At 43.4% G+C, this 15,958-nt stretch carries 16 protein-coding genes; 4 read left to right on the top strand and 12 right to left on the bottom strand.

Going from position 1 to position 15,958, the window contains the following annotated elements; all coding sequences use genetic code 11:
- Positions 1 to 18: 18 nt before the first annotated feature.
- The 3 genes from PSBA01_RS00645 to ychF form a co-directional block, all read right to left on the bottom strand.
- Positions 19 to 1,434, bottom strand: coding sequence for a deoxyguanosinetriphosphate triphosphohydrolase (locus PSBA01_RS00645; RefSeq protein ID WP_186474749.1), 1,416 nt, complete (start codon positions 1,432 to 1,434; stop codon positions 19 to 21).
- 78 nt (positions 1,435 to 1,512) lie between these two features.
- On the bottom strand, positions 1,513 to 2,025 hold the full coding sequence (locus PSBA01_RS13190; protein ID WP_071001306.1) for a hypothetical protein: 513 nt from the start codon (positions 2,023 to 2,025) through the stop codon (positions 1,513 to 1,515).
- Between the two features lie 185 nt (positions 2,026 to 2,210).
- A complete protein-coding gene (gene ychF, locus PSBA01_RS00635; RefSeq protein ID WP_186474748.1) occupies positions 2,211 to 3,302 on the bottom strand; it encodes a redox-regulated ATPase YchF in 1,092 nt (363 codons plus the stop codon).
- Positions 3,303 to 3,745: 443 nt separating this feature from the next.
- On the opposite strand from ychF, the gene PSBA01_RS00630 reads away from it, so the two are divergent.
- The 3 genes from PSBA01_RS00630 (at position 3,746) to PSBA01_RS00620 (ending at position 7,849) form a co-directional block, all read left to right on the top strand.
- Positions 3,746 to 5,944: an ATP-dependent helicase gene (locus PSBA01_RS00630; protein ID WP_186474747.1), complete on the top strand. Its 2,199-nt coding sequence runs from the start codon at positions 3,746 to 3,748 to the stop codon at positions 5,942 to 5,944.
- Positions 5,945 to 6,208: 264 nt separating this feature from the next.
- A complete protein-coding gene (locus PSBA01_RS00625) occupies positions 6,209 to 7,456 on the top strand; it encodes an NAD(P)/FAD-dependent oxidoreductase (RefSeq protein WP_186474746.1) in 1,248 nt (415 codons plus the stop codon).
- 54 nt (positions 7,457 to 7,510) lie between these two features.
- Positions 7,511 to 7,849 (top strand): RidA family protein, encoded by a 339-nt coding sequence (locus tag PSBA01_RS00620; protein WP_055124581.1) that lies wholly within the window; start codon positions 7,511 to 7,513, stop codon positions 7,847 to 7,849.
- 187 nt (positions 7,850 to 8,036) lie between these two features.
- Here the strand turns inward: PSBA01_RS00620 and PSBA01_RS00615 are convergent, their stop codons facing one another.
- Both PSBA01_RS00615 and PSBA01_RS00610 read right to left on the bottom strand, forming a co-directional pair.
- Positions 8,037 to 8,183 carry a hypothetical protein gene (locus PSBA01_RS00615; protein WP_228724601.1) on the bottom strand — a complete coding sequence of 49 codons (147 nt, stop codon included), beginning with the start codon at positions 8,181 to 8,183 and terminating at the stop codon, positions 8,037 to 8,039.
- Between the two features lie 237 nt (positions 8,184 to 8,420).
- Positions 8,421 to 8,921, bottom strand: a complete 501-nt coding sequence (locus PSBA01_RS00610; RefSeq protein ID WP_186474745.1) for a lactoylglutathione lyase family protein — start codon at positions 8,919 to 8,921, stop codon at positions 8,421 to 8,423.
- 107 nt (positions 8,922 to 9,028) lie between these two features.
- On the opposite strand from PSBA01_RS00610, the gene PSBA01_RS00605 reads away from it, so the two are divergent.
- On the top strand, positions 9,029 to 9,898 hold the full coding sequence (locus tag PSBA01_RS00605) for a LysR family transcriptional regulator (protein ID WP_186474744.1): 870 nt from the start codon (positions 9,029 to 9,031) through the stop codon (positions 9,896 to 9,898).
- 95 nt (positions 9,899 to 9,993) lie between these two features.
- On the opposite strand, the gene PSBA01_RS00600 is transcribed toward PSBA01_RS00605, so the two are convergent.
- From PSBA01_RS00600 to PSBA01_RS00570, 7 genes are all read right to left on the bottom strand, one after another.
- Positions 9,994 to 11,130, bottom strand: coding sequence for a glycerate kinase (locus tag PSBA01_RS00600; protein WP_186474743.1), 1,137 nt, complete (start codon positions 11,128 to 11,130; stop codon positions 9,994 to 9,996).
- Positions 11,131 to 11,242: 112 nt separating this feature from the next.
- The gene (locus PSBA01_RS00595) at positions 11,243 to 12,601 is read right to left on the bottom strand and encodes a GntP family permease (protein WP_222436681.1); all 1,359 of its coding nucleotides are present in this window, start codon (positions 12,599 to 12,601) and stop codon (positions 11,243 to 11,245) included.
- Between the two features lie 334 nt (positions 12,602 to 12,935).
- Entirely contained in the window at positions 12,936 to 13,175 is a 240-nt protein-coding gene (locus PSBA01_RS00590) for a hypothetical protein (RefSeq protein ID WP_093070989.1), read from the bottom strand.
- A gap of 321 nt (positions 13,176 to 13,496) precedes the next feature.
- On the bottom strand, positions 13,497 to 14,003 hold the full coding sequence (gene rplI, locus PSBA01_RS00585; RefSeq protein WP_186474741.1) for a 50S ribosomal protein L9: 507 nt from the start codon (positions 14,001 to 14,003) through the stop codon (positions 13,497 to 13,499).
- Between the two features lie 20 nt (positions 14,004 to 14,023).
- Entirely contained in the window at positions 14,024 to 14,254 is a 231-nt protein-coding gene (rpsR, locus tag PSBA01_RS00580) for a 30S ribosomal protein S18 (RefSeq protein ID WP_010198808.1), read from the bottom strand.
- A gap of 16 nt (positions 14,255 to 14,270) precedes the next feature.
- On the bottom strand, positions 14,271 to 14,675 hold the full coding sequence (rpsF, locus tag PSBA01_RS00575) for a 30S ribosomal protein S6 (protein ID WP_058023829.1): 405 nt from the start codon (positions 14,673 to 14,675) through the stop codon (positions 14,271 to 14,273).
- Positions 14,676 to 14,966: 291 nt separating this feature from the next.
- Positions 14,967 to 15,947, bottom strand: coding sequence for an RDD family protein (locus PSBA01_RS00570; protein WP_186474740.1), 981 nt, complete (start codon positions 15,945 to 15,947; stop codon positions 14,967 to 14,969).
- Positions 15,948 to 15,958 lie beyond the last annotated feature (11 nt).

Raw genomic sequence — 15,958 nt, 5'->3', positions numbered from 1 at the left:
TAAACCTGCATTGGTCTTTTAAACCACCGTACCCCAGTGACCTTGTAATTCTTGCGCCAATCGATAGGCTTCATGGTCATTCATACCTGTAATAAAATCTAAAATATTCAATATATTGTGATAAATATTATCTGATAACACGCGGCGATGCTCATCTAAGTGTGGCTGTAGTAATCTTAACAGACTCTGTTGCTCAAACGACATAGATGCAGCAGCTTCTACTGCCTCAGTCCCCGTCCAAGCCAGTGGTACAAAGGCATCCATGAGACGATGCAAGCATTGATTGGCCATTAGCTCCATTCTTACTTTGTTTGGATGATTAAATATTTTTTCGCGGGCCAATTGCTTGGCCTGCAAGATGCCAGTTTGTACAGTGGTGTCGCAATGGGCAAACAAGCTGCCTTGGAGCGTACCTGCCAGCAAGTCTTCACTATTGGCCACAAAAGCATCGGTGATCGTATTGACCAAGCGCATCATAGCGCGTGATCGCAAAGAGGCCAGACTCTGCCTGACTGACATATGCACAGGCAGGCTGACGCTATCAGGATGCTCGCCAATCAGCTCGTAAAATATCGTGGCAACCTCGCTATAGGTTAGCATATTCAGATTAATACCATCTTCTAAATCTATTAGCGCATAACAGATATCATCTGCCGCTTCTAACAGATACGCCAACGGATGGCGTGCAAAGCCATCGTGATGTGTTGAGCGCGGCAAATGCAAACAGGCTGCCAGCTCCTCTAACTGAGAGGTCTCGCTATAAAAGCAGCCGAATTTCTGTACATTATGGGCGTTGTCATTTGCATCATTGCTGTGAGTGGCAAGCCAAGGATATTTCATAAAAGCGCCTAGCGTTGCGCAGGTAAGACGCATACCGCCTTTATCGGGATGGTGCTCATTGCGCACCAGCAACCGAAACCCTTGTGCATTGCCTTCGTAGGCCAGTAAGTCTAACCGCTCGTTGCTGCTTAATTTTTGCAAAATCGCTTGAGGATCAGGCTGCCGAAACCAGTCACGAATGGCGTACTCTCCAGCATGACCAAACGGCGGATTACCAATATCGTGAGCGAGGCAGGCTGCTTGTACAATTACGCCAATATCAGATGGCGAGACTCCTGCTAGTAAGCCATTGCCTAGCTTATCATGGAGCTTTTCTGCGGTCATCATCCCTAAAGAGCGTCCAATAGAGGAGACCTCAAGCGAATGGGTCAGGCGAGTATGGATACCCAGCTGATTGGTCAATGGATGAACTTGGGTTTTTTGATTCAACTGCCTAAACGAGTGAGAGAATACCAGTCTGTCATAGTCTTTGTGAAACTGTGAGCGAGTACTTGTATTAGCGCCGTATTTTTTGGCAGCGCCAAGACGCTGTGAGTTGAGAAGATGAGACCATTGCGCAGTAGAAGACGACAAAGAGGTTGGGGTACTTAGCATATTGGAACATCCGAAACCAAGGGAGCCTCTAGCATAACAAAATAGCGCCCTTGGTACAGCCACTAAGCGCCATGGCAATTAAGATTTATGACAATCAAAAATTACCTCTTCCTCGTCGATAGGCACATCACTATTTAGTGTTTTGTTTAGCAAGGTTGCGTTGTCACCATCCACTTGCCATATAATGCCATGAGTGTCATCTAATCCAATATCACTTGTGTATATGGTTTTGTCAGTAAGGGCGTCGCTACCAGAGGCAGCTGTCAAATCGTATTCGATACCGTCAATAAGTAGGTGCGCGGTCTGTGGTGTGGCATCGGTATGATAGTAGACGCCGATAGTAGCAGTAGGCTCACAAGAGAATGGTGTGCTGTTGCTAGCGTGCTCAGAATGGTCGTGACCCTCATGATCATGTCCTTCGTGAACGTCCATGTCATTATGACTTTCATGGTCATGTCCTGCATGATCGTGTTCCATATCATCATGGGCATGTTCATCGTGCTCTGCGTGACTGTCTACGGTTGTCACATCTTCAGATGCTGCTGGCTCACCGTCTGTTTTTGGCTGGCAGCCTAACAATGAAACTGTCATAACACTGCCTATGAGAGCAGCACTTGCAAATTTGGAAAAAGAGAAAAAGTCAGTCAAAGTATAAGCCCTCAAATAAGCAAGATAAGATATGTTATAATATAACAAAAGGGTAATAAAATAAAGCCGATGCTGGAAAATATCCAACATCGGCTGATTAGCTATCAGATAGTATTGACTAGCTAAAGCTACACGTTAAATCTAAAGTGCATGACATCGCCATCTTGAACGATGTAAGTTTTGCCTTCCAGCCGTGACTTACCAGCGGCAGCAGCGCCTTTTTCACCGTTGTATTCGATGAAATCATCATAAGCGATCACTTCAGCACGAATAAAGCCGCGCTCAAAGTCCGTATGAATCACGCCAGCGGCTTGCGGGGCAGTAGCGCCAATTGCAACGGTCCATGCACGGACTTCTTTGACACCAGCGGTAAAATAGGTCTGCATATCAAGCAAATCATAACCACCGCGAATCACTTGATCAAGACCAGCCTCTTCCATGTCCATCTCAGCCAAAAAGTCTTTTTTGTCCTCTTCATCTAGCTGGGCAATTTCAGCTTCGATTTGGTTGCATAGAGGAATGACGATAGATTCTTCGCCAGTCGCGTAATCACGAACAGCGTCGAGATAGGGATTGTTTTCAAAACCATCTTCAGCAACGTTAGCAATATACATGGTTGGCTTTAGGGTGATGAGGCCGTAGCTGCGGATGAGTTTTTTCTCATCAGCGTCTAGATTGGCCGCGCGCGCCGCTTTGCCTTCTGCTAATAATGGCTCAATCTTTTTGAACACATCCAGCATGGCGCTAGCGTCTTTGTCACCGCCTTTGGCTTTTTTGGTCAAGTTCAGTATCGCGCGTTCAACCGCTTCCAAATCTGCCAATGCCAACTCAATATTGATGGTTTCGATATCATCAATCGGACTGACGCGACCATCGACGTGTACCACGTTGTCATCATCAAAACAGCGAACGACATGGGCAATCGCATCAGTCTCACGGATGTTGGCGAGGAACTGGTTGCCCATGCCTTCGCCTTTTGACGCGCCTGCCACCAAACCTGCGATGTCTACAAACTCCATCGTCGTTGGCAATACGCGTTCAGGGTTGACGATATCAGCCAATTTCTTTAGGCGTGGATCGGGTACTGGTACGATACCGGTGTTGGGATCTTTGGTACAAAACGGAAAGTTTTCAGCGGCGATACCCGCTTTGGTCAACGCATTAAACAAGGTGGATTTACCCACGTTTGGTAGGCCGACGATGCCGCAATTAAAACCCATAACAGTCTCTCAATGTATTAATAAAATAGTTGGTACTGAGCTAATATAAGACTTGATATTTAGTCAGGATAAAACTGAGTTCATCTAAAGCTCAGCTTGTTTGAAATATTAGTCAAATAGACAATCAAAATTGGGCACATTGTAGCAAATTTACGGGAATAGGGGTGAGGTTGTTACTTTATATGCTAAGGTTTTTACTCAGCGGTGGCAGGTGTGTTTGTACTAAGGCTCAGATAGGTTAAACGCTGAAAAGTGAATACAATGGGTTGCTTCTTATTTAGACAAGCGGTGTTCGATTTGGTATTCAGTATTTTTTGCTATAGTACGTTATCATAGATAAATAGTGGCATCAGCTCACAAACAGTCAGTGAAATTTGCTGGCTGGTTTAATTTTTTCAAACAATCAGCTCGCTCCAAAACAAAATGTAAGGCAATATCCGATAATGACAACCTCGATTTTTGATACACGCCGCTATAAATATCCACAGAATTTTCTTGAGATGAAGCCCAAACTTGCTCGACTTGAGCAGGCCATCAAAAAGCTCGAGACAAACCTCATTGACGCTAATGATCAAGCAAATACAAAGCTGCTTACGCAAAGGTTGGATAGTCATTTGGGATTGAAGGTCGACTATGCCAGTGAGCTCAATCCCGATCAGCTCATGGCTGCCACCACTATCGAAGGTAAAGTGTTGGTGATTGCGGGTGCAGGATCGGGCAAAACCAAGACTTTGACCTATCGCACCAGCTATTTGCTCGAAAACGGCGTGTCACCTAAAGAGATTTTGCTACTAACCTTTACTCGTAAAGCGGCAAATGAAATCAAAGATCGCGCTAAATCTTTGCTGGCAAGTAGTCTTTCAAATCAAGAGCTATCTGATGATGCATTGGCTGAAGATAAGCTCCCAACTGACAAGGCATTAAATAATATCACCAGTGGCACCTTTCACTCATTTTGCAATATGCTGCTGCGTCAATACTCTGGTCTGCTCGGTATCAATCCACGATTTACGATTTTAGATACTGGCGATAGCGAGGATGCTATCGACTTGGTACATAAAGAAAAAAAGTATCCTACCCAAACCAAAACCCAAGCCTTTCCGCGCAAAAAAACATTGCAAAATATCATTTCAACCTCTAGAAACAGACGCATTCCTATTCGCGACCTAATAGAAAGTAGCTATCCTGATATCGCCGTACATATTCCTATCATCGAGCAATTAGCAATTGATTTTCATGAGTATAAGCGCGCCAATCACTTATACGATTTTGACGACATTATCAGTCAAGTGGTACGTCATCTAAAAACCAACGACACCTTTAGGCAGCGACTTCAAAACACGTATCGTTATGTCATGGTTGATGAATATCAAGACACCAATATTCCGCAAAAGCAGCTAATTGACTTAATATGTGAGCCTGATTCGGTGTCACTAATGGTCGTTGGCGATGACAATCAAAGCATCTATGCCTTTCGCGGTGCTAATTACGAAAATATTTTGCTATTTGGTGAGACGTATCCCAATGCCAAACTTATCAAGCTTGAGCAAAATTATCGCAGTACACCTTCGGTACTAAACTATATCAACGCGTTGTCAGCGCAAATCACGCTAGGTTATCAAAAGCAGCTGTATTCTGATGCGCCAATAGCAGGCGACAAGCCAATATTTCGACGACTCAGCGATGAGACAAAAGAAGCGAGTTATATCACTGATAAGATAGTCGCGCTAAAGCCTGAGTATGATTATAACGACTTTGCGGTATTGTGCCGCACGTCTTTTCAGTCCAATTACGTACAGCTAGAATTTATGGCGCGCAATATTCCCTTCATCGTGGTGGGCGGTATCAAGTTTATTGAAAGACGCCATATCAAAGACGTGTTGGCTTTTGTCAAAGTTCTCTATAACCCGAACGATACGATTGCTTGGCATCGTATTTTAACTTTGTTTAAAGGGGTAGGAGCAGTCACGGCGACGCGCTTAACCCAAGCCATCACCGCTGACAATAATGCGTTTGAGTCGCTACTGGCAGCATCGTTTGCCAAAAAAAGCGATCAGCTAAAGCCTCTATATCACACGCTTACCAAGGCCCAGCAAGCAGAAACGGTTGAGACAGCCATTGAGCATATTCTTGAGTTTTATATCCCTGTATTAAAGTTGATAGAAGACAACTGGCGTGAGCGTAGCGAGGACTTTCGGGTGCTAAAGAATTTAGCGGCAGAGCACACGAGCCTCGATAGCTTTTTAGAAAATCTTGTGCTCGATCCGCCCAATGATTCTGTCGCGGTCATGGAAAGCTCTGACGATGGACAAAGTAATGATAAAGTCACGATCTCAACCATTCATAGCGCAAAAGGGCTTGAGTGGCCAGTGGTATTCGTCAATTCATTGGTCGATGGCATCACGCCGCATCATCGCTCATTAGATGACTTTGAAGCATTAGAAGAAGAGCGTAAGCTGTTTTATGTGGCCTGTAGTCGTGCGAAGACGCAGCTGTATTTGACCGCGCCGAATTACTTCTCTAGTTACTCTGGATACTTTGATATGGCCTCACGCTTTATTGCGGAGCTATCGGCTGACGAGGTAACAGTAGAGACGGTAAAATCGCCTATCAAGAAAAATGATGACCCAATATGGTGGTGATTTTTTGAGGATATTGATGGTATCTATCATACTGGGTTTTAGTGTGTATTTTGCGGATTTTGGTCGTCCAATAATGGCTTCATACGCCAACTATTCCTTTTGAAAATGACCTACAAATAAATGTATAGCCAAAAGTATTTAATAGCAAAAATATTTTTCAAATAAGGGTTTAAAATTTATCCCAATGCGTTACTATGACCACCTAATTTGGTAAGACCTTTATATTTGATACTCTGTATTAACACCCTAAGAAAAGGATAGGTTATGCGCTACGAAGTGATCGTTATCGGTGCAGGTATGGTTGGCACGTCAATCGCGTGGCATCTACAAAAAAATAACTCAAACGTATTACTCTTAGACAAAAAATTGCCAGGGTCAGAGACCTCATATGGTAATGCCGGCTTGATTCAGCGCGAAGCCATTCATACGCATCCTTTTCCTCGTCAGCTGACAGAGATGATCCGAGTATTACCTAACCAAGGTACTGATATTCGTTATCGCATACCGGCAATTCTGCGTTATCACCAAGCGCTGCTACAGTACTGGAAATACTCAACGCCTGCGTCAGTCAAAAAAATCGAATCTGAGTGGCAGACCTTGATTGAGCATTGTACCAGTGAGCACCAAACCATGATTAGCGCCTCTGGTGCTGATGAGCTCATTACTCGTGATGGTTGGCTACAATTACATCGCTCAGAAGAGACTTTCAAAGAAGCGCAAGCATCCGCCATTGATGCACGTAATCAAGGGGTTGAGCACAATGTATTGAACCTTGAAGAGCTAAAAGCAATGGAGCCCCGCGCCAATTTTGACGGTTTCGTTGGTGCTATTCATTGGTTGAATTCATGGCAGGTATCAAACCCAAGCTCGCTAGTAAAAGCCTATGCAAAAAACTTCCAAGACATGCAAGGTACGATCAAAGAAAATGACGTCAAAGAAATCGTCCAAGAGGCGGATGGCTGGAAAATCATCACTGATAAAGATACCTATTATAGTGATAAATTGGTCATCGCTGCAGGTCCTTGGTCGAATGATTTGATCAGACCACTTGGTTACAATCTGCCATTGTTCCCAATGCGCGGCTATCATCAGCATTTCAAAGTGACAGACAAGAACACAATCCATCACAGTATGTTTGATATGGACAAAGGCTTTGTCATGGGGCCAATGCAGCAGGGTATCCGTATCACTACGGGCGCTGAGATGACCACCATGAATGCGCCAAAGAATTTTGGTCAATTACAAACCGTATTGAAGCTTGCAAGAAAAATTTTGCCATTAGAAGATGCGGTTGAGAGTGAAGCATGGGCAGGATCGCGTCCTTGTATGCCTGACATGAAGCCCGTCATCGGTCCTGCTGATAAGCATGACAACCTCTGGTTCGCATTTGGTCACAGTCATCAAGGCTTCACTTTGGGACCAATGACAGGCCGTCTGGTTGAAGAGATGATTCACGATAAGCCTGCATTGGTCGATCTTGCACCATTTAGTGCCCAGCGTTTTTCTAACTAAGCGCGACTTGACTGACTAAACACAGATTCAAATTAATAAAAAGGTATAGACATGATTAAGAAGCTACATAGCAATCAGCGCATGAGCAAAACCGTAATCCATAACCAGACGATCTATTTGTGTGGTCAGGTCGGTAATGCAGAAGACGATATCAAAGCGCAAACGTTGACGTGTTTGGAAAAAATCCAAACGCTATTAGAAGAAGTGGGTAGTGATAAATCAAAGCTACTATCAGTCACCGTTTGGATCAAAGACATGGCGGACTTTGCTGCTATGAATGAAGTCTATGACCAGTGGTTTGAAGGCATACAGCCACCAGCGCGTGCATGTGGCGAATCAGCGCTTGCACGCCCTGAGCTATTGGTTGAGATGATCGCTATCGCTGCTGAGTAATAAACGGCTCGTAGTACTTGTAGTATATGTATTAAATAGAAATAAAGAAGGCCATGATAGCGATATCATGGCCTTCTTTATGCGTAGCAATCAGCCAACTCGATTACTGAAAAGGAATATGCTAGCTTTTTAATCCAAGCACGCGCCGTATAACATCAGCGAAGCAATACAATGATTATTATAGGAATTAGCATTCTTTCCATACCGCTTGGCGTTTCTCAATAAAAGCATCAATCCCTTCACCCACATCGTCTGCCATCATATTGCAAGTCATGGCCTCACTGGCATAGTCATAAGCGTCTTCGACACTCATATCCAGCTGCTTATAAAACATACAGAAGGTCATCTCTATCTAGAGTGGTGCCTAATTGAGTCATTTATCATCCTTGATAATGGGTTGGTTTATAGTTTTATATATAGCTGACTAAATAGTAGCATGGCTCATATTCTATACAATAGATGGAGCACATAGAAAGCGCATAAAAAAATAGCGCACTCAGGTGAGGAGTACGCTATTGGTTTTTCAGTTAAATATAAGCTAAATTCATACTAAGCTGTATTTATACTGAACCTAGTATGCGCCTTCGCTATAGATAAGCTCGTAGCTATGGCTATATATCTCGACGATGTTACCGAACGGGTCTTCCATATAGATCATGCGATATGGCTTTTCGCCAGGGTAGTAGTAGCGTGGTTTTTCCATACGTTTTTTGCCACCTGCGGCAACCATACGCTCAGCCAGCGCTTCAACGTTTGGATCTTGAACGCAGAAGTGAAAAATACCTGTTTTCCAGTATTCAAAGTTATTTTCAGGGTTTTCCTGATTTTTAAATTCAAAAATCTCAACACCGATACGGTCAGCAGTGGAGAGGTGAGCGATCCGAAAGCGGCCCCAACCAGCACCGAATACTTCAGTACACATCTCACCAATCGGGCTGTCATCTTCAACAATCTCAGTAGGCTCCATGATGGTGTACCAACCCATCACGTCAGTATAAAATTTTACAGCAGCATCTAAGTCAGGGACTGACAGACCGATGTGCGAAAAGCTTCTGGGATAAACGTTGTTCATAGCTTGTGCTCCTGTTTGCTGTACTCTTGTTTGACGTGAGGCCAGTATACAAACGCACTGTCATTATGTAAAATTATCAAATATTATAAAAATAAGTATGAAACGTAATGATTAATGTCACATGGCTACGCACTTTTTGTACGCTTGCCGAAGTTGGGCACTTTACTCGCACGGCTGAACGTCTATATATGACACAGTCCGGTGTGAGCCAACATATAAGTAAGCTAGAAGAGCAGCTGGACACAGATTTGTTAATTCGACAAGGAAAGCAGTTCTCATTGACCAATGCAGGTGAGCAGCTCTATAAAGAAGCAGGCGAGATATTGCAGCGATTATCAAATTTAGAGCAGCGCATCAGTGAAGATCCACCTTATGAAGGATTGGTACGGTTGATGTCACCGGGTAGTGTGGGACTTAAGCTATATCCGCAGCTTTTGACCTTACAGCAACAGCACCCAAAGCTAGTGATTGATTATCGCTTTGCCCCCAATGCTGATATTGAGCAGGCATTGGCAAATCACGAGATCGATATTGGTTTTATGACGGATATCTCAGATGATGAAACGATTAGCTGCAAGCCTATGGCTCAAGAAGCATTGATACTAGTGACACCTGCGACTACAGTAGAGCCGAGCTGGGAGCAGCTTATGGCACTTGGATTTATCGATCATCCGGATGGTGCCCATCATGCAGGCATGCTACTGACTGCCAATTATGAGCAATTCCAGCATATCAATGATTTTGAGAAAAAAGGCTTTTCGAATCAGATAGGGTTAATTTTAGAGCCCGTCAGCAGGGGAATAGGTTTTACGGTCTTGCCGGCGCATGCAGTTGCTGCTTATCCGAAGCCTGAGCTGATTAACAGTCATCATTTACCAGTTGCTGTTAGCGAAACGCTATATCTGGCAGTCAGACAACAGCAGGCACTTTCTAATAGAATGCATACGATCATTAATGAAGTAAAAAAATGGCTATAGATATGTTGAGAGTGATAAATGTACAGCTAACAAAGGATTAATAAAGGGTTTAATAACTGTGCATTTAGTGAAGAAGGTTTATTGATAGATTGCGACTATCTCAAAGTCTGCCCAAGTTTGATACTTGCGGCGATATTAGCAGCAGTCGTTTCAATGTTGTTGTAAGCGGAGCCCAACACATTATCGATCGTATCTACTTTTTGGATACTTGGCATCACAACATTGAACTGACTGGTCTGAGCAGGTTTTAGTCCGTCAACACTGCCACAGATAGCGATAACAGGTGTGCGGCTGGCCTGAGCGATTTGGCTGATACCACCAGCGACCTTACCCATGGCGGTTTGCGCATCGAGCTTGCCTTCGCCAGTGATGACAAGATCAGCCTCTGCGATATGCTGTGACAGGTGAGCCACTTCGGCAACCGTATCAAAGCCTGACTTCAGCTGAGCTTTAAAGAAAGTCATCATCGCATAGCCAAGACCGCCTGCCGCGCCAGCGCCTGCAACGTGTTGACAGTCTTCGTAACCATGATTGCTGCAGACAGTTGCAAAGTGACTGAGCGCTTTATCCAAGGTATTGACTTGCTCCGGACAAGCGCCTTTTTGTGGACCAAATACCGCGCTAGCCCCAAGCAGACCACAGAGCGGATTGGTCACATCACAAGCAACCTCAAATACCGTGTCTGATATCTTTGTATGAAGGTTAGTATTATCGAGTTTATGTAGGCTGGCAAGTGCGCCACCACCATGAGTGAGCAGACTGTCATTGATATCATGAAATGTTATGCCTAACGCCATTAGCATGCCAAGGCCTGCATCATTGGTTGCGCTACCACCCAGACCGATGATGATGCGTTTAGCCCCTTCCTCCAAAGCATCAGCGATCAGCTCCCCAACGCCATAAGTGCTAGCAACGATAGGATTACGCTCATCAGCTGTTAGTAGGTGCAATCCGCAGGCTTGAGCCACTTCAATAACCGCCGTCGCGTCAGGCAATAATAGATACTTTGCTGTAATCGGTCTCATCAACGGGTCATGCACTCTGACTTCTTTCCAGCGTCCGCCCAATACATAAGACAATACCGCTGAGGTGCCTTCACCGCCATCGGCCATTGGCAATAGCTTATAGTCAGCATCTGGAAATACTTGACTAAAGCCGGATTGAATAGCATGGCAAACATCGAGTGCTTCTAAACTTTCTTTAAACGAGTCAGGGGCGATCAAAATTTTCATACGGCTCTCTTTGAATATCTTAATGACACGATCATCGCGACAGTGTCGTGTTCTAAAACGTTTACTTAGCAATAATCAAATAAACGTATATATACGTACCCAATCTCATGAACTAGATAAACACTAGGGTTAACAACCAGATAAATACGATGCTAGTCACCCCTTGAATACCAGTGGCCATTGAGTGCGCTTTGTACGCTTGTGCCACGCTCATGCGACTAAACTGACTCACAATCCAAAAGAAGCTGTCATTGGCGTGAGAGATCGTCATGGCACCGGCACCAATTGCCATCACACAGAATACACGGCCAAGCTCACTGTCCAAGCCAATTTGGTTCAACAGTGGGGCAACCATAGCAGAGGTTGTGACCAATGCGACCGTGGTTGAGCCTTGTGCTGTTTTTAGCGCAGCAGAGACGATGAATGGCATAAAGATACCTAAACCCAAGGCCGATAACGTTGAACCTAGATAATCGCCAATTGGTGTGACTTTTAGCATGGCGCCAAATGCGCCGCCAGCACCAGTAATCAGTAGGATAGGGGCTGCTACTACCAAACCTTGCGAGATACTATCGCTGATTTGCTGCGTTTTTTGCTCTGAATCAATCAATAAAAACGATAAAAACAAACCAATCAACAAGGCAGTCAATGGGTTACCAATGAATATTAAAATCTCTGCCAGCATGCCACTACCGAACGGCGCACTTGGGAAATTGGCAACCGACGACAGACAAATTAATATGATAGGCACAATGATAGGTAAAAACGCCATTGTTGCTGAAGGCAGTTTGCTGTAGTCATCGCGTGTTTTTATGCCTTCAGGTAGGGTCGCTGCTTGAGCATCTGTGGCATTGATATTATCAGGCATAGCGTTAAGAAAGCGATTCGACCACCACCAGCCGGCCAATACGGCAACAGCCGTGACAACCACACCGACCATGATAACCAAGCCTAAGTTTGACTCTAGTCCTAAATTACCTGCCGCCGCGATTGGGCCTGGAGTTGGCGGGACAAAGGTATGAGTGGCGTATAGGCCAGTAGCCAAGGCAATACTCATGGCGACACTTGATACATGTAAGCGCTCAGCCAAAGACTCTTTTAGAGAGTTTAAGATAATGTAGCCAGAATCACAAAATACAGGCACCGAAACCACTGCACCAACGATAGACATGGTCAAGGTAGGAAAGCGCGGCCCCAATACATTGATGACTGACTCTGCCATCACAATAGCCGCACCCGTTTTTTCGAGGATTAAGCCAATAATCGTACCAAACACAATCACAAGACCGATGTAGCCTAAAATCCCACCGAAACCATCAGAGATCGTTTTTGCGACCGTATTAAGTGGTACTTGATAAAATAGCGCGACCAAAAAAGCGGACAAAATCAACACTAAAAAAGGATGCCACTTCAATTTTGCGGTAGCGAAAATAATAAAAAGAATGGTCAGCACAAGCCAAAATACAATCATCACTGTCTCAATATGGTTTATATCTTAATGAGTTATTCACGCAAACAGGCATCAATAACGATACGAAATTTTGAAGGGGCATATTTTATAGCAAATAGGGGTCACTAGGAAATACATTTGTCAAAGAGATGCTGTTTGTTATGGCGATATGAACATTTTCTGATGAGAGTGGGGGCATTATTTTGCCTGCAGAGTTATCGCTTTTTCGATTTTCAGACCGCATTTAACCAAGGTTTTTCACTAAAAAAAAGACTGACCACTATAGATGGCCAGTCCGTTTATAAGGTATCGCTTATTTTTTTTGTTCAAGATGAGTTTTTATATAAACTCCAATCTAAGCAATCTTATCGAAGAACGCTTTATTGTCAGTAGCTATCGTAGAATCGAAGCTTACGTAAATACCTTTATCATCTAGCGTTGCATACCAGTGATCATCATCGCCGCTGGTCAGTATCTGAAAGTATTTGTCATTTACGATTCTACCTACCGTATAGATCTCTCCCTCTGAATAGAAATCGTTACCTTTGACACAAAGTAGTTTATCGTCAGTGTTTATTTCATCAGTGTTGGTCATATTAAAGTACTCTATTAACGAAAAGTATAAAAATAGAGCATGAACTCTACTCGTTATGATGAATACAATTATATAGACAGTATCTTGTTGGTTGGTATAGCGTTTTTAATTGAGTTGTTGCAATTAGTTACTGCAAGATATCATGCTGACAAATAGTATTGAATACAGCTTTTAGTAATCGATTGATACTTACAAGGCATCAAGAAAACTCTAATGTAATGCGAAAGTATTATGATCACATGTATAAAATATCGACATAAAAAAAGCCAGCAACACAAGGTCACTGGCTTTTTTATAGACTGAGTCTAATTATCTAGAAGATTACTCTTCAGAATAATCTTCGTCAGCTTCTTCTTCGTCAGCTAAATCTTCGTTGTTACCATCTTCAGAAAGAATAGTAACTAAGATGCTAGCAGTCACGTCATGGTGTAGCTGAATATCAACATTGTATTCGCCAACTTGACGTAGCGTGCCTTCAGGTAGCTTGATTTCAGCACGGTCTACTTCTAGACCTGAGTTAGTCAATGCTTCAGCGATATCGCGAGTACCGATAGAGCCGAATAGCTTGCCTTCGTCACCTGATTTAGCACGCATGATAACATTAACGTCAGTTAGTGCATCAGCACGCTCTTGAGCAGTAGCGATTTCTTTTGCTTCTTCAGCTTCAAGCTCAGCACGACGTGCTTCGAACTTTTCAATGTTAGCTTTAGTCGCAGGTAGAGCGCGGCCTTGAGGGATAAGAAAGTTACGACCGTAACCTGGTTTTACATCGACAGTTTCACCGAGTTTACCAAGGTTGACGATACGCTGTAACAAAATAATTTGCATGAGTCATTCCTAGTTAGCGGTTAACCTTGATGGTTATCAGTGTATGGAAGTAGCGATAAATAACGAGCTTGCTTGATAGCAGTCGCTAGTTGACGCTGATATTTAGTAGACGTACCGGTAATACGGCTTGGTACGATTTTGCCATTATCACTAATGTACTGTTTTAGCAATTCAACATCTTTATAGTCGATGTGAGTAATGCCTTCAGCAGTGAAACGGCAGAATTTGCGACGGCGATAGAAACGTGCCATGAGTATTCTCCTTTAATTAGTCTTCACTGTTGTCGTTGTCGTCATTATCGTTTTCACGATTGTCTGGACGACGAGTAGTTGCTTTGCGTGCGCGTTTTTCATCGGCATTCTTGGCTAACTGCGACTCTTCAGTGACAGCTTCGTCACGGCGCATAACTAGACTACGAATGATCGCGTCGTTATAACGGAATAATTCTTCAAGTTCAGCTAAAGTTTCACCGTCAGTTTCAATGTTGAAAAGAACATAATGAGCTTTGTGAATCTTGTTGATTGGATAAGCCAGTTGACGACGGCCCCAATCTTCAAGGCGATGAATAGCACCACCGTTGTCTTGAACCAACTTGATATAGCGTTCAACCATGCCGACCACTTGGTCGCTTTGGTCTGGGTGTACAAGTAACACCAGTTCGTAATGTCGCATTATGACTCCTTACGGATTAGTAGCTATTAACCCTATGTTAATAGCAAGGAGATTTATAAGGTAAGCCCAATTCTAGTCATATTTTATAAAAAACAATCAAGAATAAGCTTAGTTTATAAAGCGCCGTATTATAACAGTACTCGGCAACTAACACAAAGGTTAATCACCAAGCTACTGTCAATAAAATATAAAAAGAGGCTAAATAAGCTTTGCTAAATAAAAAAGCCGCGATAGTACGCAGCTTTTTTGAGTGTAACGAGCTATAAAACCAATAGCCAAATCAAAATACTGTTATTCAGATTTTGACTTTTTTACCAGTTGGCTACTGTCTGCTTTAACCACTAAGGTTTTGGCAAGTTTGTCATGCCAACCAATATTCTCAGGGCTTTTAGATGCCATGTAATAATGGATAGCAATAATCACAAAACCCAAAAAGCTAGTAAACGAAAACAGTAAATTATAGATAATAAACAACAGTAACGTACGTGTACCGACCAGCTTGATAAACGAGGGTAGACGATGTGTGGTCTGATCCACAACCCGAATACCAGTAATCAGCTTGCCTAGTGACTGCCCACGCATGATAATAAAAAGCAATTGCAAGGCGAACAAGCCAAAAACCATGACTTGCGACATCATGAGCGTGCTACTAGGAAGGCTTTCCATCAACGACATTGAATATTGATAGGCAGCATCCATATCTTGGATATTTTGAAACTTGGTATAGTCCACATCCATTTTGGTCAATGCCATTACTAATGGCAATATGGCCAATACATACAGTAGCCCATTAAGCGCGGTTGCCAATATGCGTGACATAATCGGCGCAAGTACCACATCACCAATGACTTTATCATTATCTGCGACCGTCTTTTTGAGAGCAGTTTTGTTTAATGAGACATTGTTGTGCGGCGTTTGATGACGATTGGTCGTCATATCGGCCTTCACATTTTTAGAACGTTCAGGCTTGCCATATAGTCTATCTAATGATATTGAATTATTATCTTTAGTATTGCTGGTATCTTCAGGGAAGACTGTCACATTATTGATAATAGAATCATTCGCATCAGGAGTAGTAGCACCAGTCGGTCGATAAACCGTTTGATTATTGGTCACATTTCCTACGCGCTGCCACTGATCTAAGCCTTCATGCCAGATTAAATCATCAAGCAATACTTCGCCTGATGCCAGCATGATATTAAGCTGCTCCAGATTGTATGGACCAGCTTGTACGTTATTTCGAGCAAGGAAAATCTGCATAGTTGCCTGCATAGTTAGTCATG

This window comes from Psychrobacter sp. KCTC 72983 (assembly GCF_014280455.1).
GTDB classification, from domain to species: domain Bacteria; phylum Pseudomonadota; class Gammaproteobacteria; order Pseudomonadales; family Moraxellaceae; genus Psychrobacter; species Psychrobacter pacificensis.
The sequence above is the reverse complement of the archived record's forward strand: the minus strand, read 5'-3'. Positions and strand labels throughout refer to the sequence as shown.